The organism is Pasteurella canis (genome assembly GCF_900454865.1).
GTDB classification, from domain to species: domain Bacteria; phylum Pseudomonadota; class Gammaproteobacteria; order Enterobacterales; family Pasteurellaceae; genus Pasteurella; species Pasteurella canis.
The window spans coordinates 620,450-645,407 of record NZ_UGTV01000015.1 but is presented as its reverse complement, the minus strand read 5'-3'; the positions used below and the strand labels follow the sequence as shown (position 1 = coordinate 645,407).

Sequence of the window (24,958 nt, the reverse complement as noted above, 5' to 3'; positions counted from 1 at the left end):
AGAAAGACTCGATTAAAGGGAAAGAGATAAAATAAATAATTTAGAATAACGACAAACTGCTTAGCTAGGCGAGAGGAAAGCGATAATGAGCAATATTTTAGTCACAAAAAAGGACGCTAAATCGCGTCCTAATGCATTTTGACTTTAAAATTAAAGTGCAGATTTTGCTTTTTCTACTAATGCAGCAAAAGCCACTTTGTCGAATACTGCTATATCAGCAAGGATCTTACGATCGATTTCAACAGACGCTTTTCTTAAGCCATTGATAAATTTGCTGTAAGATAAACCGTTTTGACGTGCTGCAGCGTTGATACGAGCAATCCATAATTGACGGAATTGACGTTTACGCTGACGACGGTCACGGTATGCATATTGACCAGCTTTAATTACTGCTTGGAACGCAACACGATAAACACGTGAACGAGCACCATAATAACCTTTAGCAGCCTTAAGAACTTTCTTATGGCGTGCTCTTGCAATAACACCACGTTTTACACGAGCCATTATTTAATCTCCTATTTGTCTATGAATCTAAAAATTTAACTAATCGTACGACTGTACTTAAAACGCAGCTTATGCGTATGGTAAGCACGCTACTACTAAAACTTGGTCAGCTTTCGCAACCATTGATTTATGACGTAAATGACGTTTACGCTTAGTTGTCTTTTTAGTCAAAATGTGACGTAAGTGAGATTGTTTACGTTTGAAACCGCCTGAAGCTGTTTTTTTGAAACGCTTCGCAGCACCACGTACTGTTTTAATTTTAGGCATAAGTCTTTATAACTCCGCATTGTTGAATATCAATTACACTTTTAAATTTTAACCTTTACTTATTCACCAAATTACTCTGCGCATGGCATTAGACATCTGCTTCTATAGTATTAGTTAAATTTAAAAGCTCTGCTTTTAATAATTAGGCGAATTAAAGTGCGGTCAAAACTGCAAAAATTTCGACCGCACTTAATTACTTGATCTTGCGCTAATTATTTCTTTTTAGGGGCAAGTACCATGACAGCTTGACGACCTTCGAGTTTTCCAGGTGCAGATTCTACCACTGAAATATCTGCTAGATCGTTTTTAACACGCTCTAACACCTCTAAGCCGATGTCTTGGTGCGCCATTTCACGTCCGCGGAAACGGACTGTTATTTTGGCTTTGTCCCCTTCTTCTAAAAAGCGAATCAGGCTGCGTAGTTTTACCTGATAGTCGCCTTCGTCTGTACCAGGACGGAATTTAATTTCCTTCACTTGGACAACTTTCTGTTTCTTCTTCTGCTCTTTTGCCGCTTTACCTTTTTCATAAAGGAATTTACCGTAATTCATAATGCGACACACTGGCGGCTCTGCATTTGGACTAATTTCAACGAGATCTAATTCAGCTTGCTCAGCCATCTCTAATGCTTGTTGAATTGATACAATACCTGCTTGTTCGCCATCTTGGTCAATCAAACGAACTTCTTTCACTCGAATTTCATCATTAATGCGATTCGGACGATTAGCAACGGGTGCTTTTTTTACGGTCTTAATAGTCTTATTCCTCTATTAGTTTATATTGCTTTCATCTGCTCGGCAGAAGAAGATTATTTACTGTTTAAAAATAAACAAAAACGGTCTGGATTCTACTGGATTTTACACATTTACGCAATAAAAATTCAGTGATTTTTAACAGGTAATGTTATACAACGCTTTTAGCAAAAGTTAAACCTAAATAACCTTATGTACTTTATATAGATGCTGAACTTATGTCTTATGATTCGCTTAAGGTTTCTGCTTTACTTAGATTTGGTATAAAAAATACATTTTATTTTTATGTTAACTAGTTGTTTTTCCTTTATGACTCGGTAAAAGATCAGTAAATAAGCCATTTTGTTTTAATTCTTTGGCGATACGAATGGCTGTTTCTGTTTCACAACCCGCATATTCTGCAATTTCACGATAAGTCCAGTTATAATACGGGAAATTGGTTGTTAAAAAGCACAGACTGTCAATGACACGATCTAAAGTACGTAAATACGCACTTTTAGCAAGGCGTTGCTCAGCATCTCGTAATTCATTCGCTAAGGTTTGTAAAAGTAATTTACTCAGTTCTGTATTATGTAAGAAAAAGCGGTCAATATTTTCTGGTTTGATACGAATAATTTCCGCTTCAATTAAAACTTTCGCATTGCAATGATAACGGCTATCACCCAAACCAAACAAAGTACGAAAACCAAAATAATCGCCTTGCCGATATAATCTGACTAAGCTTTCTTTACCATTATCGAGCGTATGATATAAACCTACCAACCCCTGCTTCACAAAATAAAATTCCTGCGCGACTTCACCTTGTTGATAGACGGTCATTCCTTTAATTAATTGATGTAAATAAGTGAGCTGACAATATTGTAAATCCGTCGGCAAAATAGAGATATTATCCATACTCTTCCTTAATAGGTATCTAACGTCATTTTGCGTATTTTATAACAGTCTACTACAAAACGATAAGGTTAATAATAAACATGCCAAATCGACTTAGTAAAAGCGTCCTAAAGAAGGAAGCAAATAAATAGATCTGTCAGAGATTATTCATTTCTCTTTTAAAACAAAATGTTTAATGAAATCATGCTAATCAATCTAACATAGTAAAAAATCAAATATCTATGATGATTATCATATCCTGAGACTCTCAACATTAACTAAACAATGAGATTTTTTTTCAAATATGAGCATGATCATAATAGGTTAAAAGTATCTCAAGACATAATACACAAAAAATACGAGGTTTTTTGTTATGGATACACAATTGATCGTGATTTTAATACTTTGTGGCATGCTCACAAATCTTATGTCTGCCGTCTTTGGTATTGGAGGCGGTGTACTTATGGTCCCGATTCTCTATACACTATTTCCAGATTTTCCATTACAAATGATTGCCGCGACTTCATTAACCATTGTTATTGGTTCCGCTTTAATTAATTTAGCTTATTTTTATAAACAAAAAATTCAAATTAACATTAAATCTATGCTGTTATGGTCATTTGGTATGATTATTGGCGTCCAACTTGGTTTTGAAGCTAGCTTTTATTTACATGACAACATCATTATTGCTGTTTTTGTTACAACACTCAGCTTACTTGCATTACGCACAATCTTCCACAATTCAGTAGGAGATAATCTCACCGTTGCTACGAATGATGGATTAAAAGGTATGTTTTTATGTTTATTTGGCGGCAGTGTTGCAGGTATGACGGGGATCGGTGGCGGATCCATTATGGCACCATTAATTGGTCAGTTACGCAGCGTTAAGCCCTATCAAATTGCGCCTTATACTAATTACATGATGGTCATCGGCGGCTTGGGTAGCCTTTATGGTTATTTATCTAAAACACCGCCATTTCATCTTGATTACGGCTGGCAAGTTGGTTATGTCAATTTTTCGGTGGTAACCCTTGTAGTGCTCAGTTCTTTTGTAACGAGTTTCTTATCAATGAAAATTCGTGGTATTCTAAAACCTGATTTAGCAAGAAAATTACTTGGTTGTATTTTACTCGCCATCGCAAGTTATATGTTGATTGTCCATTTGACTAAATAACATTATAACATCATAAAAGTGCGGTCTAGATTTTAAGAATTTACTCTATGCTTTTGTGCTTTGTCATGCCAGAATAATTTATCTCCAAAAATTAGGCGCCTACTCATAAATGAATAAGACGCCCAACAAGTCCATTTCAGTTTGACACTATTTTCTTTAAATCATATTAACTCAGTTTATAAGCTTCAACTGTATGATGTGGTTTTTGCTCATGTACAGGAGGAAGTTGCATATAATCTCCGTAATACATTGTTAAATGTTCATGGTAGCCATTCATGACAGGAAACGTTTCACCCTCAAAATCTAAATAGACGACATCAGAAAAATACGCTTTCGGCATATATGATTTTTGCCAACCACCATAATCTGATAAAAATAATCCAATATAATCAGCTCTTTCAATAGGATATTTCTGTTGAAATGAGGTTAAGTGTGTCATCATCTTATGAAAAAAATAATGAGATAATTTAGAAAAAACGACCTTCATAAGACTATTCTCTTGCGCGCGATACCATCTTTTACGGCAAGAGGATAGTCTTAATTTAAGTCGGCGGTGCTTTTTCATTGCTTTATAAATGACAGATGGCTCATTTGGCACCCCATCCCAAATAAAAATATCAATAAAAATCCCAGTAGTTCTTCCTTTAGTATCAACTAAACGCGTTTCTTTATCAAAAATTTTTGTCATTTCACCAGGTATCATTCCATCAATACGTTCAGCAAGAGATAAATTATACTTTGTATGTTGTTGATGCTGCCATGCTTGAACAAATTTTTCATATTCATCTCGACACATATAAACATCCACATCATCATCCCATGGAATGAAACCTTGATGGCGTACAGCGCCAATTAATGTTCCTCCGCCTAATGAATATTTAATTCCATGTGATAAACAAATTTGATTAAAATATTTTAAAATATCTAATGCAATTATCTGATGTTCTCGCAACGTAATTCTTTTCATAAGAACCTACATATCTTCTAATAAATACACTTCTTTTATATGGTGCGGTACCCTTTGTTCTACTGGAGGAAGCTGCATATAATCCCCATAGTATAATGTTAAATGCTCATGATATCCTTTCATAACAGGATATAACTCCCCTTCAAAAGGCAAGTATACTACATCATCAAAATATTCTTTCGGCATATAAGCTTTATCCCAATTATTATAATCAAATAAGACCATTGCTATCGTCTTAGTTTGATTGATAGGATATTTTTTCTGAAAAGAATATACATGTGACATCATCTTATTGAAGAAATAAGATTTTAATTTTTGAATAATGTAGTTAAAAAATTTTGAGTTTTGATATTTTTTTTCGCGTTTATCAATAGAGAAGTAATGTGCTTTTAACCTTTTATGTTTCTGCATTATTGAAAAAATTTCTTTAGGTTCATCAGGTACACCATCCCAAACAAAAATATCAATAAAAATGCCATAAACATCATCATTTGTTTCCACTAAATGTGTTTTCAAATCATAAATTTTTGTTGTTTCACCAACAGAAACCCCATCAATTCTCTCTGCTAATGATAATCTATATCTTGTATGGTTTAAGCTCTCCCATATTTGAACAAATTTTTCATATTCATCTCGACACATATAAATATCAATATCATCATCCCATGGAATGAAACCTTGATGGCGTACAGCGCCAATTAAAGTCCCGCCTCCTAATGAATATTGAATATTATGCTCAACACAAATTTTATTGAAATACTTTAAAATATCTAACGTTATCAATTGATGTTCACGAAGTGTTATTGTTCTCATATTATTTTCTAACCAAATTATTTAAAATAAATTCATATTGGATTAAATTATCCATTTCATAACCATCAGATGGTGACAACTCAATTGTTCTGACATCTAATTCAGTAATCACTTCCATTGGAATATTATCCCAATAAAGAGCGCCTTGGCTTAGTATTGTCGGACAAAGATACGCTTCCAGTTTTTTCTTAATTATATCACTGTCATTTTTTGACCAAAAGGAAACCCCTAATAAGCTAGGAAGATGGGCATTTGTTACTTCTATTTTTATGATCTTTCCTGCATCATTTAAAATAGGTACCCACTCTTTATCTTCACTTTTTGGTCTTTTAACAACAAAATAACAACTTGTTTCAGGAGGATTTAAAAAAATATTTCTAAATAAAACAACATCAGAGTCAATAATATAACTGTCAGAAAAATATGTTTTTGCAACTGCAAAAGAATAAATGCTATTATAATCCTTATATTTTTCATTATATAAAAGATGGCAACCATATTGTTCAGATAAATAGTTAAACTGCTCTGATAAATGACCTGTTACAATATAAATATTATCTATACCTGCCTGCTTTAAATATGTAATTGTTCTTTCTATATTTGGCATTCCATCAATAGGGAGTAATGCTTTATGCGTATTTTTTGTAATTTCTTTAAAACGGCTCCCTAAACCAGCAGCTAATATAATTGCATTCATATATTCTCCCTCTTATCTTTTAATGTCAGTCCTGCACCTAAAACAACACCAATCACAAGTAACATTGTCATTATATCAATATGCTTCCCATTTAAGAGAAAGCCAATAAGAATAATCCAAAAACCATACGTAATATTGAGCATCATTGCTCTTATCGGTTTGATTAAATAAATTGCTCTATAATATAAAAAATAAGATGCCATTGAAGAAAGGATAATGAAAATAATAATAGTAAGAAACCTCGTATCTTTAAAAAATTCAATAGAATTAAAAAATTCTACATCAAGATACAAAACAAGAATAATATATCCAAAACTAGAACCTAATTGCCTTAAAAAATAAGCACTAGAAGACTTAATCGATTGCATGACATAAGAGGATATAACAATTTCGCCTCCCCAACTTATAGCGCAAGTGATCGCTAAAACAATACCTAAAACAGAAAATTGAGAGTTGCTTATATCTAATCCCAGTAATATTGTACAACCTATCGCTAGACATAACCCAATTATACCTAATTTTGTAATAGCATCTTTTAAAAACAGAAAGGCAAAAATAGTACCAAAAACAGGATAAATAGATGAGATTGGTGCCGCATAACCCACACCGATATACTGAATTGCTTGCAAATAACATAGCATGCCTATTGGGCCACCAATCATACCGGCGAGAATACCTAGATATACGCTTTTATTTTTTAATTCAAATTGCTTAAATAAATTTAATTTATAATGTGACACAGCACAAAACATAAAAGCCGAAAATTCTATTATCAATAATAGGAATAATATAATCGTCAATGAATTAGTCAACGGGTAATATGAACTTAACAGCTCATACAGAATACCTGCAATTCCCCATAATAAACCCGATAGAATCCCCCAGAAATATCCAGCATATTGCCTCATAACTTATTCCTTTTCCGCTTTCCAAGCATGCATAAAAGAAATTGCTCTCTCAATACGATTTTTCCCATAATCAGCAAAAAACTCGCCATTTTCTTCTTTAACTAAGGTCCACACGAACCATAAAACATCTTGAGTAAACTGATAAAACGCAATTTTTACTGATGCTTCTTTTATCTCTTCTGGCTTTTTAAAATAACATTGCAAAAAGAAATCTTGTTGTGTCTTATCTAATTTGGCTTCTAAAAGAAAGGCCGCAATATCAAACATAGGATCATTCATACCTGAATATTCCCAATCAATAAAATAAACATTATTTTCTTTTAAAAGGATATTCTCTGGCACTAAATCATTGTGACAAGCGGTAAGAGAAGTCATATTTTGAGAAAAATAAAGTTGGATAGTTTGGAAAAACACTAATAAATCTGCAATACTGTCATTATACTGATAAAAATGTGTTTTATTTTTTAATAAACCCATATATTTATCAAACTCTTCAAACACATCAAATCGATTAGCGAGTTTAATTGGCGATTGGTGAAGTAAATATAATTTTTCTGCAATAAATTTTAAATTTGAAAAATTTTTGATGCTTTGATGATCTAATGTACAACTCTCTGATAAATATTTTGTAATTTTGATACCTGATGTAGAATCAAAAAAACAAGTTTCTACATTAAATCCTGCTTCAGACATTGCAAGACTATTTGCTGCTTCATTATCGCGAACAATTAAATTTTCAGTCATAGCCCCAGGAATTCTGACGACATAGCTATCCGTCTCAGTGTTTACAATATAATTTTTATTTGTCATCCCTCCTAAAAAAGAAACTTGCGATATTGATGAAAGCGGTAGACTTAATTTTTCCTGAATAATATTTTTTATTGTTTCCATTATAAATTATCTTACTTATTACTTAATTCAACTGTTCTTGATTATGCAATGAGTCGCATTCCCAACCTATATATTCACCATTAAATTGTGATGCAATATGTTCAAATTCCTCAACATATTTAAAAATATCTATACTATCTAATCTAAGCTCTTGTTCTAATTTCACAACATAAAAGGGCGCTTCATCATCAAGAAGTATAGGAGTATTACTGTATTGCATTGAAATAAAGTCAATCTGCTGTAAATTAAAATACTCCATAAATTGGAACATATTATTTTCATCTTCAAAATGAAATCCATGTTCAATCAAATAAGGCTCTGAGAGATTTCGTCCATTTTGAACAAGTAAATCTAGCACTTCTTCTGTTGCATTAATTTTCATTTCCAATGGAGAAGGTAATAAAAAATCAAAATAAATATCCCAATTAGGATCATCTTGAATATTAATATTTTCAATATGATCAAACTGTTGTAATACGTCTAAAACAACTTCTGCATTATCACAATAAAAGTAGAGCTGTGCATTACCTGCCGAAAAAACATGTCCTGCATATAACGTGTTTGGTAATGCACACAATTGACTCCACACTTTAAATACTTTTCCCATTAAGTCTTGATAAGTTTCTAATGCAGGCAATTGATTTTCATCAATCACATCATATGGAAACTGAAATTGTATAATTTTATGACTTACTTCTGAGGGAAATTTTTTTAAAACTTCAAGATTAATTGAAAAGATAGCTAGCTTATCATTTATAACTGAACGATAATTTTGCCAGCTTTGTTCTAGTGCCATCATCTTGCCTTATTTAAATACAGCCCAAACAGGTGCATGATCAGAAGGCTTATCCATTGCTCGGATATCCAATGCAATTCCAGTTTCCACACAGCGCTCAGCTAAAGTATGATTTGCGATAATATGATCAATACGTAACCCGCGATTATCATCAAACCCTTTTGAACGATAATCAAACCATGAAAATTTATCACTAGCTTCAGGATTTAAATGGCGAAAAGTATCGACTAAACCATAGTTATATAAGCGGTTTATCCATTCTCTTTCTTCTGGTAAAAAAGAACATTTTCCAGTACGTAACCAACGTTTGCGACTTTCTTCGCCAATACCAATATCTAAATCAGTTGGGCTGATATTCATATCCCCCATGACAATAATCGGATTATCGACTGGGTGCTCTTTTTCTAAATAATGCTGTAAATCTGCATAAAATTTTTCTTTTGCTGGAAACTTTGTTTCATGATGTCGGCTTTCACCCTGCGGGAAATAACCATTAATAACGGTTAATAAACCAAACTCCGTTTCTAAGTCAGCCATAATAATACGTTTTTGTGCATCGTCTTTATCTGTCGAGAATCCTTTACGTACCGCTTTTGGTTTCTCTTTAGTTAGCAAAGCCACACCATAATGTCCTTTTTGCCCATGATGGAAAATGTGGTATCCCAAATGTTGAACTAATTCATAAGGAAAAGCTTCATCAGCAACTTTAATCTCTTGTAATCCCAATACATCTGGCTGATATTTTTCAATGACGGCTTCTAGCTGGTGTGGTCTTGCTCTCAACCCATTGATATTAAAAGAGATAATTTTCATTAGTATATTTCCTTATTAATGTAACTTATAAACTTGGCATTATACTGGTATATAAAAGATTGCTAAAGTAGAAAAAAGCCCTTCTGTTACTTATCTCACATTTTTATAGAAAATAAATCTGATGAATCATTTTTGATATTGGCTTCTTATTAATTTTTTAATCAAAATTAATGTCGATAATGGATTAATCTGAGGGAAATGAGGGTGGAAAGGCGTGGATAGAGTTAACGTCGTAAAATATAGAAGCATAATAAAAATAAAGCCCCTTAAAAGATTTTCGGGGCAATAAGTGCGGTCGCTTTTAACGAAATTTTATTTATTAATCAGCGTTAAAAATTCCTTACGTGTTTCACGATCATCTAAGAAAACACCGCCAAATGCTGAAGTGACCGTGTAACTATTAGTATCTTTAATACCACGACATTTAACACAAAAATGCGTTGCTTTCACATAAACAGCCACATCTTCCGTTTCTAAAATCGTTTGAAATGCTAATAAGATTTGTTCAGTTAAACGCTCTTGTACTTGCGGACGTTGTGCAAAAAACGACACAATACGGTTAATTTTGGATAAGCCAATGACCCATTTTTTGGGATAATAAGCAACGGAAACCATCCCATCGATTGTCACAAAATGGTGTTCACAAGTACTCGTTAACGTGACATCATTAACCAACACCATTTCACTGACTTTCATTCTATTTTCGATATTCGTAATTTTCGGGAAATTAGCGTAATCCATCCCACTAAAAATTTCATCAACAAACATTTTTGCCAAACGTACAGGGGTTTCTTCTAGACTGTCATCACGTAAATCTAGACCAATTAATTTCATTACTTCACGCATATGATTTTCAATCCCAACTCGACGTTCATCTTTAGGCTGAGTAGGCACAATCATAGGGGTTTCGATCCCCTTGCTTAATAAAGCATTACGGACTTTTTCTGCTTCTGGCGAAATCTTATTCATTTAACACTCCCGATAAATAATCCGCACATTCTAGCAAACTCTTACTTAATAATAAAATGAGAATAATCACTATATGGGATGAAAAGTTTTTAGTATAGAATACTCCATATCTCAAAATGCATGTAAAGGATTCAAATTATGTTATCTCTTGAACAAGCGCTTACTCAAATGTTGGAAGCAATACCGTCTCCAACGCTAGACAATGTTGAATTATGTTCATTAGCACAAGCAGCTAATCGCATTTGTGCTGAAGATGTTATCTCACCTATTAATGTCCCTTCATTTGATAACTCAGCAATGGACGGTTATGCAGTCCGCTTAGCTGACTTAGCAAAATCACCAACTTTAACTGTTGCAGGGAAAGCATTTGCAGGTAATCCATTTAAACAAGAATGGCCAGCTCTAAGTGTTGTGCGTATTATGACAGGTGCTATGTTACCAGAAGGTGCCGATGCTGTTGTTATGCAGGAAGAGACTATCTTGAATGAAGATGGTACTGTCACGTTCATTGCTGATCATATCAAACTTGGTCAAAACATCCGTAAAATTGGTGAAGATGTCAAACAAAATGAAATCATCTTAGCAAAAGGTGCTTTACTCAATGCCACTTCTCTGCCTTTACTTGCCTCTTTAGGTATTTCACAAGTCAAAGCTTTTCCTCGTTTGAAAGTTGCTATTTTATCTACTGGAGATGAACTTGTTCCAGTGGGGCAACCTTTAACAGAAGGACAAATTTATGATACAAACCGTTTTGCTATTAAATTGATGCTTGAAAAGCTCAATTGTGACGTTGTAGATTTTGGTATTTTGCCTGACAATGAGCAAGAGTTTGAACAAGCCTTTATTAATGCGCAACAACAAGCAGATTTAGTAATTACAAGTGGAGGGGTCTCTGTAGGCGAAGCTGATTTTACTAAAACCGTGTTAGAAAAAGTAGGTCAAATTAATTTCTGGAAAATTGCAATGAAACCAGGTAAACCTTTTGCTTTTGGTAAATTAGAAAATGCTTGGTTCTGTGGTTTACCTGGTAATCCTGTTTCTGCACTTGTAACTTTTTACCAATTAGTTCAACCCGTTATTGCTAAACTGAGTGGCTATTCTGCATGGCAACCTACACAACGCTTTACTGCTGTTGCTACTGCTAAAATGAAAAAAATTCCAGGGCGTTTAGATTTTCAACGGGGATTTTATCACGTGAATGATAAAGGTGAAATTGAAGTCGAGCCCGTTGGGTTTCAAGGATCGCACTTATTCAGTTCTTTTGTAAAAAGTAACTGTTTTATTGTACTAGAGCGTGAGCGTGGCAATGTAGAGGTAAATGAAACTGTGACGATTGAGCCTTTTAATCATTTAATTAAGTAGTAAATATGACAGTACTTTCCTATCAAGAAGAACTACGTTATAACCGCCAAATTATTTTAAAATCGATTGATTTTGATGGCCAAGAAATGTTGAAACAAAGCAAAATGTTGATCGTTGGCTTAGGCGGTTTAGGTTGCGCAGCAAGCCAATATCTTGCAACAGCAGGTATTGGTCATTTAACATTGTTAGATTTTGATACTGTCTCACTGTCTAATTTACAACGTCAGGTATTACATGATGATAGCCGTTTAAATATGCCTAAAGTAGAGTCAGCAAAGCTTTCTTTACAACGTTTAAATCCACATATTCAAATTGAAACGATGAATAAAAAACTCACATTTTCAGAACTAGCTGAAATGATACCGCACTTTGATGTTGTGCTAGATTGTACTGATAATGTAGACATCCGCAATCAAATGGATACTTGTTGCCAACAAGCTAAAATTCCTTTAGTTTCAGGCGCGGCAATTCGGATGGAAGGGCAAGTTAGCGTCTTTACTTATGAAGAAAATACGCCGACCTATCGTCAATTAAGCCAGTTATTTGGTAAAAATGTGTTAAGTTGTGTTGAAGCTGGGGTACTCGCACCCATTGTAGGCATTGTGGGCAGTATTCAAGCTCTCGAAGCAATAAAAGTGCGATTAAAAATTGGTAAGAATCTCTGTGGGCGTTTATTAATAATTGACGGGCTAAATATGTCTATTCGCGAAATAAAATTACCCATTTAAAATGGGTAATTTATTCTTTATCTATACTTCCCCAACGTTGAAACAAATCTTGTTCTAATTCAATACCAAATTGGTCACACAATCGATTCACACTCTGATCAATAATATCTTGAACAGTTTTAGGATGATGATAGAACGCAGGCATTAAAGGGATAATTTGTGCCCCAATTTCTGCAGCTTGAGTCATTAAACGCAAATGCCCTAAATGTAATGGTGTTTCTCTCACGCACAGCACTAGTGGCTTACGCTCTTTTAAACAAACATCTGCTGCCCGAGTAATGAGATCATCAGTATAACTATGTGCAATACCTGATAACGTTTTAATTGAGCAAGGTACAATTATCATGCCTAGAGTACGATAAGATCCAGAAGAAATAGCTGCGGCAATATCTCGAATGTCATAATTCACATCTGCAAGTGCTTTAACCTGTTGGATACTATAATGGGTTTCTGCTGCAATAGTCTGTTTTGCTGCATTGCTTATGATTAAATGTGTTTCTATATGTATAAGAGGCTTTAAGACCTCTAATAGGCGGATTGCATAAATTGCCCCTGAAGCACCTGAAATAGCAATAATGAGACGTTGTTTTTCATTTTTCATAGCTAAAAATAAGTTTCTATAAATTGAAGTTATTCTATCATGAATTCTGTTTTGAATATGGCGTTATTATAATTGATAAAAAGACTTATCTCATTTCTTTCCTAACTTTCATTCTAAAATAGAGCTAATTTGTTGTCCTAAAGATAAATCTCTTCGAGCAATAAAACGATTTAAAATACAAAATAGAGATAAAAATGATTGTGAAGAATCAAATGATTAATTATCACACAACAAAAACATAATAAATCCAACAGGTTAGACCAGAGATATTTAATTTTAAAATAAAATTAATTTATTTTTTATCAATAAGGAAATTGATGTTTAAACATATAAGTAACCTCATATTTTCTTCTGCCTCTATGGCATTTTTAGTCATTTTAGGTTGGTCAACTGCTTACTCATATGGATGGGGGCAATCTTATTTTTATGGCTACCCATGGTGGTATGTTGATATTCATATAAGCAACATTGCTCGAACGACGGGTTATGTTATTTCAGTTACACTGATACTAGCAAATATTTCTTTTCTTGCAATTTATGCTGTTCGGAAATTAAAGCCTTTCCTTTCTTACAATAACTTAAATCGATTACGCGCTTCAAGTTTAAGTTTTATTATCTGGCTTCCTCTTTTAATTATTAATTTCTTATTAACGGGTTATTTCAATTATCTCGTTATTCTAATCTATATCATTTTATTTATCTGTTTTACTTTCATTATAAAGGGCTATATTGAAAAATATATTACTTTTTTCAAAAAAGATATCATCTTAAAATGTATTTACAACCATCAATATTGCTTACTGATCTTTACTTATCTATATTTTGTTATTGCAGCGTTTGTGATTGGTTATTTTAGGCCTTGTTTTACGCAAACTTTCGATATGGTGGAGTTCAACCATAAAATGTATTATGTACTATCAAAATATGATGATGCCATCATACTTTCAGAACAGATTAAGAAAGATGGAAAAGATTTTTACATCTATCGTATCAATACTAATGTACTCAACCATATAAAAACAGGTCAACCCGCACATTTAGTGAACTCTGAATGTAATCAGAAACATTAAAAATAAATTAGGCGCTAATACGCGCCTAAGGTTAAAAGTTAATCATTATTTTTCATTATGCATTTCAAGATTAGTCGCATCTTTTTCTCGTTTTTTCTTTGCCACATCACTACGCTGCTGTGCGATATTATCTAAATACTCTGGTGTAATATCACCCGTAACATAATGACCAGTAAACACTGAACAGTCGAACTCCTTAATTGCTGGATTTTCTTGTTGAACAGAGGCGGTCAATGCATCTAAATCTTGGAAAATTAATTTATCTACTCCAATTAATTTTGCAATTTCATCGACATCACGGCCATAAGCGATCAATTCATGCTTAGTTGGCATATCAATACCATACACATTTGGATAGCGAATTTCAGGTGCTGCTGAAGCAAAATAAATTTTCTTAGCACCAGATGCTTTTGCCATTTCAATAATTTGTTCAGAAGTTGTCCCTCTTACAATAGAATCATCGACTAATAGTACATTTTTATCTTTAAACTCAGAAGCAATTGTGTTTAGTTTACGGCGTACTGAACTCACACGTTGTGCTTGCCCTGGCATAATAAATGTACGTCCAACATAACGGTTTTTCACAAAGCCTTGACGATATGGTTTATTCAATACGCGAGCAATGCGCAAGGCAATATCATTAGAGGTTTCTGGTACAGGAATAACTACATCAATATCATCCACATCCTGCCATTCTCTAGCTATTTTCTCCCCTAATCGTTGTCCCATATGCACACGAGCAGCATAAACAGATACACCATCAATACAAGAATCAGGACGTGCAAAATAAACATACTCAAAAATACAAGGGGTTAATTTAGCATTTTCAGCACATTGTTCTGAATGAATATTCCCATCAAAAGTGACATAGACCGCTTCACCAGGTTGAATATCACGTACAAACTCAAAACCAACCGTATCTAATGCAATACTTTCAGAAGCAAACATATAGTCGGTTTTACCATTTTCTTCACGTTTTCCTAACACTAAAGGGCGAATTCCATTCGGATCACGGAATGCAACCATACCATGCCCAATAATCATCGCAACGCAAGCATAAGCGCCTCGAATATCTTTATGTGTTTGTTTAATAGCAGCAAAAATATCATCTGCATCTAGCTGGTATTTTTCAAATTTATCTAGGTGATTCGCTAGGATATTGAGTAATAATTCTGAATCGGAATTCGTATTGATATGACGACGAGCTAAACGAAAAAGCTTCTCTTTTAACTCAGAAGAATTAGTTAGATTACCATTATGAACAAGCGTTAAGCCATAAGGTGAATTGACATAAAAAGGCTGTGCTTCTGAAACACTAGAACTGCCTGCTGTAGGATAACGAACATGCCCTATACCCGCATTGCCCTGTAAACGCAACATATGTACTTGTTCAAATACATCACTAACTAAGCCATTTGCTTTACGTAAACGAAAACGATTTTCGTCATCTACTGTTACAATGCCTGCTGCGTCTTGTCCTCGATGTTGTAATAATGTTAACGCATCATAAATAAGTTGGTTAACGGGATTTTGGCTAACAATACCAACAATACCACACATTCGTGCTTATCCTCTATTTATTTAAAGTTGAGTTTATGAAACTAGAACCTGCTTGTAATTGTTGAAAAAACCATTCAACAATAAAACCAAAGTGCGGTATTAGTTTTGACTCTTTCCACCAATCACTTTGGCTGAAATTCGTAAAAGTATCCATAAAGAACAGCAATGCTGCCACAATTAATACACCTCTCAGTAGTCCAAAACATGCACCAAGAACTCGATCTGTACTTGTTAGCCCCGTTTTATCTACTAACTCACCTAAAACATAATTGACAATACCGCCAACAATTAAAGTTGCGATAAATAAAATGGCAATTGCTGTCCCATTTCGTATATAAAGTGATTCGATTTGAGTCAAATAATTAGCAAGATAAGGATAAAAATGGCTCGCTACAAAAAATGCAACAACCCAACTAACAAGGGACATGACCTCTCGGATAAATCCACGTAACAGACTGATAATAATCGAAAATGCAATAATGGCGATGATAATATAATCAATCATAGGCATATCTCTAAAAAACTCTCGAATTTTCGCCAGCGCTATTTTACAAAAAAAGAAAACGTTTGCGTAGTGAAAATTTCAAGAAAGTTGAACAAAAATAAAAAAGAAAAAAGAAAAAAGCTTAATAAAAATAGGCAAGGTAACACGATAAACTTGAGCTCATTTATAATTCTTGCCAAAAAGCTTTATCCAGTTTTCGTTGCGCCTTGTTGAGTACATCCGCTAAATTCTGGTAGTTGGGTTGCTCTTTTACCATAGGCAAAGCTTCGTTAACTTGCTTTAATCGCTCACAAATTTCATAAAACCAGACCGCACTTTGTGGGGATAAGGGCGTAATAGAACGTTTACCTAACCAATATAAACCTTGTAATGGAATCAACAATGCAAAAATTGCTGTCAATGCAGCTATTGCTAATGCACTTATATCGGACTTTGCGTAAACTTGTTGCCAAGTGATTGAAAACACTGCTAAGAACGGCATAAACTTCTGAGCAAAAAGCGTCGCTTTAATCACTCGATTTTCAGGAAAAATCATCCCTAGCTTACTTTCCAATGGCCAACTTTTTAAATAGTGTTGGCCTTTTTTAAAAAAAAGAAAAAAATTCATTGTGCTATGACATACTGTCTCTGTAATAAGATTGCACTATAAAGATAACATAATTTAGTCAAATATTCAGCTCAATTTAACATCAACTTTTCTTTATTTTTAACCAACTACAAAAAATGTTTAATATTTGATAATTTTTTTGATAAATGTCTCATTTTTATCTCTTAGTGAATTTATTTTATTGTATGAAAGGTGTATCCTATAAGCATCAGATTTTCATCTGCCTATTCGCTCAATTATTGAGCGAATAAATTTTTTTAACTTAAAATCAAATAATAGGTCTCTTATGTCTCAAAAATTAGTCCTAATCTTAAACTGTGGTAGTTCTTCATTAAAATTCTCAATTTTAGATCCACAAAATGGTGATGAAAAATTATCAGGATTAGCTGAAGCATTTCATTTAGATGATGCACGTATCAAATGGAAATTACATGGCGAAAAAGGTAACGCTGATTTAGGTGCAGGTGCGGCGCACAGTGAAGCACTCAGCTTTATTGTAAATAATATTTTTCCTTTAGATCCATCATTAAAAGAGGATATCGTTGCTATTGGTCACCGTATTGTTCACGGTGGTGAAAAATTCACATCTTCTGTCGTCATCACTGATGAAGTTGTTCAAGGCATTAAAGACGCTGTTCAATTTGCTCCATTACATAATCCTGCTCATCTCATTGGTATTGAAGAAGCATTTAAAATGTTCCCACATTTAAAAGATAGAAATGTGGCTGTGTTTGATACTGCATTCCACCAAACAATGCCTGAGGAAGCTTATTTATATGCATTGCCATATTCCTTATATAAAGAAAATGGTATTCGTCGTTATGGTGCGCACGGTACAAGCCATTTCTTTGTTAGCCAAGAAGCAGCAAAACGTTTAAATGTCCCGGCTGATCAAGTGAACGTAATTACTTGTCACTTAGGTAATGGTGCCTCAGTTGCTGCAATCCGTCATGGTAAATGTATTGATACCTCAATGGGTTTAACACCATTAGAAGGTTTAGTCATGGGAACTCGTTCTGGTGATCTCGATCCTGCAATTATCTTCTATCTTCATGATAATCTTGGTCTATCTATTAATGAAATTAATACATTGCTAACTAAAAAATCAGGTCTATTAGGATTAACTGAAGTCACTAGTGATTGTCGTTATTCTGAAGATAATTATGCTCAAGAAGCTGCGGCAAAACGGGCATTAGACGTGTTCTGTTACCGTTTAGCTAAATACATCGGCTCTTATATGGCAGTTATTGGTGAGCGTTTAGATGCGATTGTATTTACTGGTGGTATTGGTGAAAACTCTTCTTTAGTTCGTGAGTTAACTTTAAATCACTTGAAACTATTTGGATACCAAGTTGATGCTGACAAAAATAAAGCAGCACGCTTTGGTAACGAAGGTGTTATTACTGCAGATGATACACCTGTTGCAATTGTTATCCCAACTAATGAAGAGCTTGTTATTGCTCAAGATACAGCTCGTCTTTGTATCTAAAATAGATCAATGAACTGCCGATTTATCGGCAGTTTCTTTTTGTAAACAACTAACAAATGTAAGGTTTATTATGTCACGTACAATTATCCTTATCCCAATTAGCGCTGGCGTTGGTTTAACAAGTGTGAGCTTAGGCTTAACTCATGCTTTAGAGCAAAAAGGGGCAAAAGTTGGTTTTATGAAACCAATCTCGCAACCAAACTCAGGTGAAGATACGATTGATCGTACTACATCAATTATTCGCACGAGCACTACCATTGAAACTGCCGAGCCATTTATGTTAAGTGTTGCGGAGTCATTAATTGGTCAAAACCAATCAGATGTAGTGTTAGAAAAAATCGTTGAAAATCATCAACAACTTGCCAAAAACAATGAAATCATTGTAGTCGAAGGCTTAATTCCAACACGCAAACATTCTTATGCAAACAGCATTAACTATGAAATCGCTCAAGCTCTTGATGCAGAAATTATTTTAGTCGCAGCACCTGCTACGGAAACACCTGCTGAGTTAAAAGAACGAATTAAGGCAGCAGCCTCTTTATTTGGTGGTAAAAACAATCCAAATTTATTAGGTGTCGTCATTAATAAATTTAATGCACCAATTGATGAATCAGGTCGCACTCGCCCTGATCTGGCCGAGATTTTTGATTCATTCCAGCATACACAAAATCAAGTTTCTGAAATTTATCACCTTTTTGAAAAAAGCCCGATCAAGATTTTAGCTTGTATTCCTTGGAGCGCTGATCTTATTGCAACACGAGCAATTGATTTAGCGAAACATTTAGGGGCAGCTATCATTCATGAAGGTGCAATTAACGAGCGCCGCATTCGTGGTATTACTTTCTGTGCACGTAATTTAACTAATATGGTAGAACACTTCCGTGTGGGCAGTTTATTAGTTACATCAGCGGATCGCCCAGATGTCATTGTTGCTGCAGCATTAGCCGCAAGCAATGGTGTAGAAATTGCAGGTGTATTATTAACTGGTGGCTACAAAATTGATAGTCAAATTAAAAAATTATGCCAACATGCTATTGAAAGCACTGGATTACCTATTTTCCGTGTGGAAGGTAACACATGGCAAACGGCACTTGCATTACAAAGCTTTAACTTAGAAGTACCAGTGGATGATAAAGAGCGTATCGAAAAAATTAAAAGTTATATCAGTGAGCTGATTGATAGTGAGTTTGTCGATTCGCTTGCCGCTGCCTCATCTCGTTTACGTCGCTTATCACCACCAGCATTCCGTTTCCAATTGACTGAATTAGCACGCCAAGCACAAAAACGTATTGTTCTACCAGAAGGTGACGAACCTCGTACAGTTAAAGCCGCTTCACTTTGTGCAGAGCGCGGCATTGCAGAATGTGTATTATTAGCAAGCCCAGAATCTGTCATGCGTGTTGCTGAAGCACAGGGAGTTCAATTAGGTAAAGGTATCACGATCATCGATCCAGCAACAGTACGTGAAAACTATGTTGCTCGCTTAGTCGAACTACGCAAAAATAAAGGTATGACCGAAGATTCTGCACGTGAACAATTAGAAGATAATGTGGTACTTGGTACTATGATGCTAGAGGCTAATGAAGTTGATGGGCTCGTGTCTGGTGCAGTTCATACCACAGCGAATACTATTCGCCCACCAATGCAAATTATCAAAACAGCACCAGGTAACTCTATTGTTTCCTCTATCTTCTTTATGCTATTACCAGATCAAGTTTTAGTTTATGGTGACTGTGCGGTAAATCCAGATCCAACAGCGGAACAACTAGCTGAAATTGCGATTCAATCTGCTGATTCAGCAAAAGCCTTTGGTATCGATCCAAAAGTAGCGATGATCTCCTACTCAACTGGTACTTCTGGCAGCGGTGCAGATGTTGAAAAAGTGAAAGAAGCAACACGTCTTGCACAAGAAAAACGCCCAGACTTAATCATTGATGGTCCATTACAATATGACGCAGCTGTAATGGAAGATGTTGCGCGTTCTAAAGCACCTAACTCACCAGTTGCAGGTAAGGCAACAGTCTTCATCTTCCCTGACTTAAATACAGGTAATACTACTTATAAAGCAGTGCAACGTTCGGCTGATTTAGTTTCTATCGGACCAATGTTGCAAGGTATGCGTAAGCCTGTGAATGATTTATCACGTGGCGCATTAGTTGATGATATTGTGTACACTATTGCACTCACTGCAATCCAAGCAACACAATAACAGCCAAACTTTTCTAAAAAACAAACCGCACTTGTATAAAAAGTGCGGTTTATTTTTACAAGTATTTAAATCTTTTCATTACTTTTTAATGTCGCTAATAATGCTAAACCAAATTCCCGACGCCAGCCAATTAATAAGTCTGGTAACTTTTCAACCGATTCCTCTTCTAACCAATACCACTTAATTAAACTTTCTAAACTACGTTTACTTGCAATAACTTCTATAGGTAAATCTTGAGGAGATAAGGCTTTTAGTTTTTCTTGCAGTGCTTTTAGCGTTTTTTTATAACGCGGATCATCTGCAATACGTACTATTGGTGCTGGATATTCAGTAGGCTGGATTCGCTTTACTTGTGTCAGCAGATGCAATATTTTTTTACCATGAATGCGCACTTCCTGTGTAGTTAATCCTAATTCCAATAATTCTGATGTATGCTTTGGATTATATTTTGCAACTTGCAATAAGTGTTCAGATCTGACAACAAAATTTAATGCTAAATCTCTTTTCATTGCTTCTTCTTGTCGCCATTTTGCCAAAAGTTTAAGGCGCATCAATTGTAATGAATCCAAACGCCATCCATTTGCAATCGAGAGATAAGCTAATTCAGGATCTTTACTTTGTTCTCTTTTAATTAATAGTGAATTACAGTCATCTTCGACAGCTTTTTGCCAAACTGTTTTCGTTAATTCTTGCTGCATACGTTGATATAGTGGTAATAAATACCATACATCTGCAGCTGCATAAATCAATTGTTTTTCAGAAAGAGGGCGAGCAAGCCAATCTGTACGCGATGCACCTTTATCAATTTCTAATTGGAAATAATGCTGAATTAAGGTTGCTAAGCCAGTCGAGTTAGGAAAGTTGAGAAAATTTGCCATAATCTGCGTATCTCGCATCGGTATTGGCAGCTGTTGAAAATAGTGTAAAAAAACTTCTAAATCTTCACTGCTCGCGTGTAATACTTTCAATACTGACTGATTCGCTAAAAGTGCAACAAAAGGTGAAAAATTTTGGATAACAATAGGATCAATCAGATACACTTGCTCACCATCATACAGTTGAATTAAACCTAATTTAGGATAGAGCGTTCGGATACGAATAAACTCAGTATCTAAAGCAATAACGGATTTTTGCTGTACTATATGGCAAATCTCAGCTAAAGCGAGATCTGTATTGATCACTTTAAAGTGCGGTTTATTTTGAATTTCTTTTAATTGACAGTTCATATTAATACGACAAATTAGGGGCTTTTTATGCCCCTAACAAATTAAATGAATGGACTTATTCAGCTGGACGTTTTGCCAGCTCCTCATCACGTAATACTCGACGTAATATTTTACCAACATTACTTTTTGGTAATTCATCACGGAATTCAATATCTTTTGGAATCTTATAGCCTGTTAGATGCTGACGACAGTGCTTACGTAACTCATCACGCGTTAAGCTTTCATCTTTCTTCACAACAAAGATTTTAATCGTTTCGCCTGATACTTCATTTGGTACACCAATGGCAACAACTTCTGAGACTTTGTAATTTAACATGACAACATCTTCGATTTCATTTGGGTATACATTAAAACCAGACACCAGAATCATGTCTTTTTTACGATCAACAATACGTAAATAATAGTCATTATCCATGACAACAATATCACCCGTAGCTAACCAGCCATCTTGTAATACTTCAGCTGTGGCTTCTGGACGTTGCCAATAGCCTTGCATAACTTGCTCACCTTTCACCCATAATTCACCAGCTTCACCAAGTTCTGCTTCTTGCCCATTCTCTTTAATAATACGCACATCGGTATTTGGTACAGGCACACCAATGCTACCATTATGTTTTGTCATATTTATTGGACAAGCAGCAATTAGTGGTGAACATTCTGTCATACCATAACCTTCAATAATATTACAGCCTGTTGTTTCATGCCAGCGGGTTGCGACTGACTGTTGAATAGACATACCACCACCAACAGAAAGTTTCAATGATGAGAAATTCACTTCTTTGAAATTTTCATTATTGAGTAATGCATTAAATAAGGTATTTACGCCTGTTAACGCCACAAAACGATGTTTTTTCAATTCTTTAACAAAGCCATCAATATCACGTGGATTAGTAATTAATACCCCTGTAATACCTAGTTCAATAAATAATAAACAATTTACAGTCAATGCAAAAACATGATAAAGCGGTAGTGCAATAATGGCTTTACGCTCTTTAGTACGATCACCGACAAAAGGCTCCGCAATCCAATTAGACTGAAATATGTTCACAATAATATTACCATGTGAAAGCATTGCCCCTTTTGCCACACCTGTTGTCCCACCTGTATATTGCAAGAAGGCTAAATCTTTACGCTCAATTTGTGGACGTACATATTGACGATATTTCCCCACACTAAGTACTTCACGAAATGTAACCGCGTTAGGTAATTTATATTTTGGTACTAACTTCTTAATATATTTGACAACAAAATTAACTAAAGTCCGTTTGCCAAAAGAAAGTTGATCGCCCATACGAGTTAAAATGACATGTTTCACATCCGTGTTAAAAACAACTTTTTCCAATGTTGACGCAAAATTTGATACGACAACAATTGCTGTCGCACCACAGTCTTTTAACTGGTGCTCTAATTCACGTGGCGTATAAAGCGGATTAACATTCACAACAACCATACCAGCACGTAATACACCAAATAACGCGATAGGATATTGTAATAAGTTAGGCATCATCAATGCCACACGATCACCGCGTTTAAGCTTTAATTCATTTTGTAAATAAGCAGCGAAAGCTCGACTACGTTCTTCTAATTTACGAAAAGTTAATACTTGCCCCATATTGATATAAGCTGCACGGTCAGGATGTTGACGGACTGCATTATCAAACATATCAAGGAGAGAATCATATTTTGACGTATCCAACTCTCTTGGTGAACCTTCTGGATAATTTTTAAACCAAGGTTTTTCCATTTTATATCCTTATTTTTTAACAAAAATTGATCGAAATTATAACTTAATCATGCCTGTTATGCGAAATAAGAAGTTTTAAGACTGGTCTTACCAATTATTTTCTGAAATATTCTTATTTCGTTATATTGTTTTAATGTAAAACATAGCGTAATCGTGGCTCTGGTCGCCAAAATGAATATCCCCAACCACGTCGTCGACTCTCTCGCCAATCTGCCATTTCATCGGGATCATAGTAATATTCTGAAACCAATTTCCATAGTTTGTAATGATTTACCATCACAACGGGATAGGTATAGTCTACTTGATCAATTTTACCCACTTCTAGTTTCTTTAAGGTCCCTTTTACAGTGATAAATTGTTCTTTTAAACTTTCTGGATCAATAAAACCGTCCAGATAAGCAATAAAACGCCCATTAGTATCTGCAGAGAGATGTGGTTTAGCTGAAAGAGAAATAATTGGGAGACTTAAAATCTCTAATCTCATTTGTCCTTTTAGTGCCGTTGCTGACAAAATTTTTCCACCTAAACGAGCCTGCTGGCACTGACAGTCATAATCTTCTACAGTAATTGCCTCTAATCGCTGTATCGTAAACTGATCACGCTCTAATCCTTTTGGAGCCATAATACAGCCTGTTAATAGTACAGACATAAAAAGTGCGGTCAGTTTTTTCATGATTTACCTCCATTACACTTACGTTATTTAAGATTTATTCACGTCCAGGTAATTTTTTCCAAGTCACCTCATTGCGTAAATAAGTCGGTTCAATCTCTAATGCACTAATAGTTTGTTTTTGCAGCCACTTTAACTGTGCAAGCGATAACATATATTGTGCAGAAGGAAGCACAATATCCGTTTCTCGTCCAACTACGATAGCAGTGAGTTGAGGATACGCTGACCATCCCGTTCCTACAGTTTTCCATCCATCTGTTAATTGTCCTAATTGTGCAACAACGCTCTCGGGACTTAACACTTGTTCAGGACAGAGCAATTGCCAATCTAAAAACTCCCCCACATCTAACCGCACTTTTTGTGCACTCAGCTGTGAAAAATATACTTCATTCATACGTGCATCAATAGCACTTAATACCTTCTCTACACCTTGTTTTTCATAGGCTGCTTGTGCCATTGCGGTTAGATTAGAAATCGGAATCACAGGTAAATCCGCGCCTAACGCCAAACCTTGTGCAATACCTGCCCCAACACGTACACCAGTAAAACTACCAGGTCCTCGTCCAAAAACTAAGCCATCGACTTGTTTTAAACCAATACCTGATTGTGCTAATAATGTATCAACCATAGGTAGAATACGTTGGGTATGAGTTCTCTGGGCAAATTCATCTAAGCTTGTCTTTTCCCCTTTGTAAAGTAGAGCAACTGAACAAGCTTCAGTCGAAGTATCTAATGCTAATAACGTTAAATTATCCATGCTTAT

At 34.9% G+C, this 24,958-nt stretch carries 26 protein-coding genes; 6 read left to right on the top strand and 20 right to left on the bottom strand.

Annotated features, from left to right (window positions below; translation table 11 throughout):
• Window positions 1-150: 150 nt before the first annotated feature.
• From rplT to DYE19_RS03615, 4 genes are all read right to left on the bottom strand, one after another.
• Window positions 151-504, bottom strand: coding sequence for a 50S ribosomal protein L20 (gene rplT / locus DYE19_RS03630; RefSeq protein WP_005700416.1), 354 nt, complete (start codon window positions 502-504; stop codon window positions 151-153).
• Between the two features lie 69 nt (window positions 505-573).
• Complete coding sequence (rpmI, locus tag DYE19_RS03625; protein ID WP_005596065.1) at window positions 574-771, bottom strand: 50S ribosomal protein L35; 198 nt, start codon at window positions 769-771, stop codon at window positions 574-576.
• Window positions 772-983: 212 nt separating this feature from the next.
• Window positions 984-1,526, bottom strand: coding sequence for a translation initiation factor IF-3 (gene infC, locus DYE19_RS03620; RefSeq protein ID WP_082303057.1), 543 nt, complete (start codon window positions 1,524-1,526; stop codon window positions 984-986).
• Window positions 1,527-1,811: 285 nt separating this feature from the next.
• Window positions 1,812-2,417 (bottom strand): Crp/Fnr family transcriptional regulator, encoded by a 606-nt coding sequence (locus DYE19_RS03615; RefSeq protein WP_049214251.1) that lies wholly within the window; start codon window positions 2,415-2,417, stop codon window positions 1,812-1,814.
• Between the two features lie 352 nt (window positions 2,418-2,769).
• On the opposite strand from DYE19_RS03615, the gene DYE19_RS03610 reads away from it, so the two are divergent.
• Window positions 2,770-3,570, top strand: coding sequence for a sulfite exporter TauE/SafE family protein (locus tag DYE19_RS03610; RefSeq protein ID WP_115322642.1), 801 nt, complete (start codon window positions 2,770-2,772; stop codon window positions 3,568-3,570).
• 166 nt (window positions 3,571-3,736) lie between these two features.
• Here the strand turns inward: DYE19_RS03610 and DYE19_RS03605 are convergent, their stop codons facing one another.
• The 8 genes from DYE19_RS03605 to folE all read right to left on the bottom strand — a co-directional run bounded on the left by DYE19_RS03605 (window position 3,737) and on the right by folE (window position 10,424).
• A complete protein-coding gene (locus DYE19_RS03605; protein ID WP_115322641.1) occupies window positions 3,737-4,537 on the bottom strand; it encodes a LicD family protein in 801 nt (266 codons plus the stop codon).
• Window positions 4,538-4,543: 6 nt separating this feature from the next.
• The gene (locus DYE19_RS03600; RefSeq protein WP_115322640.1) at window positions 4,544-5,350 is read right to left on the bottom strand and encodes a LicD family protein; all 807 of its coding nucleotides are present in this window, start codon (window positions 5,348-5,350) and stop codon (window positions 4,544-4,546) included.
• 1 nt (window position 5,351) lies between these two features.
• On the bottom strand, window positions 5,352-6,047 hold the full coding sequence (locus DYE19_RS03595) for an NTP transferase domain-containing protein (RefSeq protein ID WP_115322639.1): 696 nt from the start codon (window positions 6,045-6,047) through the stop codon (window positions 5,352-5,354).
• On the bottom strand, window positions 6,044-6,955 hold the full coding sequence (locus DYE19_RS03590; protein ID WP_115322638.1) for a DMT family transporter: 912 nt from the start codon (window positions 6,953-6,955) through the stop codon (window positions 6,044-6,046). Before DYE19_RS03590 ends, DYE19_RS03595 begins: the two co-directional genes overlap by 4 nt.
• Before the next feature lie 3 nt (window positions 6,956-6,958).
• Window positions 6,959-7,846: a choline kinase family protein gene (locus tag DYE19_RS03585; protein ID WP_115322637.1), complete on the bottom strand. Its 888-nt coding sequence runs from the start codon at window positions 7,844-7,846 to the stop codon at window positions 6,959-6,961.
• Window positions 7,847-7,868: 22 nt separating this feature from the next.
• Window positions 7,869-8,642, bottom strand: coding sequence for a TIGR01619 family protein (locus DYE19_RS03580; RefSeq protein WP_049214238.1), 774 nt, complete (start codon window positions 8,640-8,642; stop codon window positions 7,869-7,871).
• A gap of 9 nt (window positions 8,643-8,651) precedes the next feature.
• Window positions 8,652-9,455 carry an exodeoxyribonuclease III gene (gene xthA, locus DYE19_RS03575; RefSeq protein WP_049214236.1) on the bottom strand — a complete coding sequence of 268 codons (804 nt, stop codon included), beginning with the start codon at window positions 9,453-9,455 and terminating at the stop codon, window positions 8,652-8,654.
• 312 nt (window positions 9,456-9,767) lie between these two features.
• A complete protein-coding gene (folE, locus tag DYE19_RS03570; RefSeq protein WP_049214234.1) occupies window positions 9,768-10,424 on the bottom strand; it encodes a GTP cyclohydrolase I FolE in 657 nt (218 codons plus the stop codon).
• Between the two features lie 138 nt (window positions 10,425-10,562).
• Here folE and moeA point away from each other — a divergent pair, with 138 nt between their 5' ends.
• A complete protein-coding gene (moeA, locus tag DYE19_RS03565; protein ID WP_115322636.1) occupies window positions 10,563-11,786 on the top strand; it encodes a molybdopterin molybdotransferase MoeA in 1,224 nt (407 codons plus the stop codon).
• 5 nt (window positions 11,787-11,791) lie between these two features.
• On the top strand, window positions 11,792-12,514 hold the full coding sequence (gene moeB / locus DYE19_RS03560; protein WP_115322635.1) for a molybdopterin-synthase adenylyltransferase MoeB: 723 nt from the start codon (window positions 11,792-11,794) through the stop codon (window positions 12,512-12,514).
• Window positions 12,515-12,524: 10 nt separating this feature from the next.
• Here the strand turns inward: moeB and DYE19_RS03555 are convergent, their stop codons facing one another.
• The gene (locus tag DYE19_RS03555) at window positions 12,525-13,115 is read right to left on the bottom strand and encodes a UbiX family flavin prenyltransferase (protein WP_115322634.1); all 591 of its coding nucleotides are present in this window, start codon (window positions 13,113-13,115) and stop codon (window positions 12,525-12,527) included.
• A 317-nt stretch (window positions 13,116-13,432) separates the two neighbouring features.
• Here DYE19_RS03555 and DYE19_RS03550 point away from each other — a divergent pair, with 317 nt between their 5' ends.
• Window positions 13,433-14,185 carry an STM1630 family protein gene (locus DYE19_RS03550; protein ID WP_049214228.1) on the top strand — a complete coding sequence of 251 codons (753 nt, stop codon included), beginning with the start codon at window positions 13,433-13,435 and terminating at the stop codon, window positions 14,183-14,185.
• Between the two features lie 45 nt (window positions 14,186-14,230).
• Here the strand turns inward: DYE19_RS03550 and purF are convergent, their stop codons facing one another.
• From purF to yfbV, 3 genes are all read right to left on the bottom strand, one after another.
• Window positions 14,231-15,745, bottom strand: a complete 1,515-nt coding sequence (gene purF, locus DYE19_RS03545; protein WP_115322633.1) for an amidophosphoribosyltransferase — start codon at window positions 15,743-15,745, stop codon at window positions 14,231-14,233.
• 13 nt (window positions 15,746-15,758) lie between these two features.
• Entirely contained in the window at window positions 15,759-16,250 is a 492-nt protein-coding gene (locus DYE19_RS03540) for a CvpA family protein (RefSeq protein ID WP_049214224.1), read from the bottom strand.
• 163 nt (window positions 16,251-16,413) lie between these two features.
• Window positions 16,414-16,857, bottom strand: a complete 444-nt coding sequence (yfbV, locus tag DYE19_RS03535) for a terminus macrodomain insulation protein YfbV (protein WP_115322632.1) — start codon at window positions 16,855-16,857, stop codon at window positions 16,414-16,416.
• Between the two features lie 286 nt (window positions 16,858-17,143).
• Between yfbV and DYE19_RS03530 the strand changes: the two genes are divergently transcribed.
• On the top strand, window positions 17,144-18,346 hold the full coding sequence (locus tag DYE19_RS03530; RefSeq protein WP_049214221.1) for an acetate kinase: 1,203 nt from the start codon (window positions 17,144-17,146) through the stop codon (window positions 18,344-18,346).
• 70 nt (window positions 18,347-18,416) lie between these two features.
• Window positions 18,417-20,555: a phosphate acetyltransferase gene (pta, locus tag DYE19_RS03525; RefSeq protein ID WP_049214219.1), complete on the top strand. Its 2,139-nt coding sequence runs from the start codon at window positions 18,417-18,419 to the stop codon at window positions 20,553-20,555.
• A 65-nt stretch (window positions 20,556-20,620) separates the two neighbouring features.
• On the opposite strand, the gene rnd is transcribed toward pta, so the two are convergent.
• The 4 genes from rnd to tsaB form a co-directional block, all read right to left on the bottom strand.
• Window positions 20,621-21,781, bottom strand: a complete 1,161-nt coding sequence (gene rnd, locus DYE19_RS03520; protein WP_115322631.1) for a ribonuclease D — start codon at window positions 21,779-21,781, stop codon at window positions 20,621-20,623.
• 55 nt (window positions 21,782-21,836) lie between these two features.
• A complete protein-coding gene (fadD, locus tag DYE19_RS03515; protein WP_049214216.1) occupies window positions 21,837-23,525 on the bottom strand; it encodes a long-chain-fatty-acid--CoA ligase FadD in 1,689 nt (562 codons plus the stop codon).
• Between the two features lie 130 nt (window positions 23,526-23,655).
• On the bottom strand, window positions 23,656-24,198 hold the full coding sequence (locus DYE19_RS03510; RefSeq protein WP_115322630.1) for a Slp family lipoprotein: 543 nt from the start codon (window positions 24,196-24,198) through the stop codon (window positions 23,656-23,658).
• Between the two features lie 34 nt (window positions 24,199-24,232).
• Window positions 24,233-24,952, bottom strand: a complete 720-nt coding sequence (gene tsaB, locus DYE19_RS03505) for a tRNA (adenosine(37)-N6)-threonylcarbamoyltransferase complex dimerization subunit type 1 TsaB (RefSeq protein WP_115322629.1) — start codon at window positions 24,950-24,952, stop codon at window positions 24,233-24,235.
• Window positions 24,953-24,958: the final 6 nt, after the last annotated feature.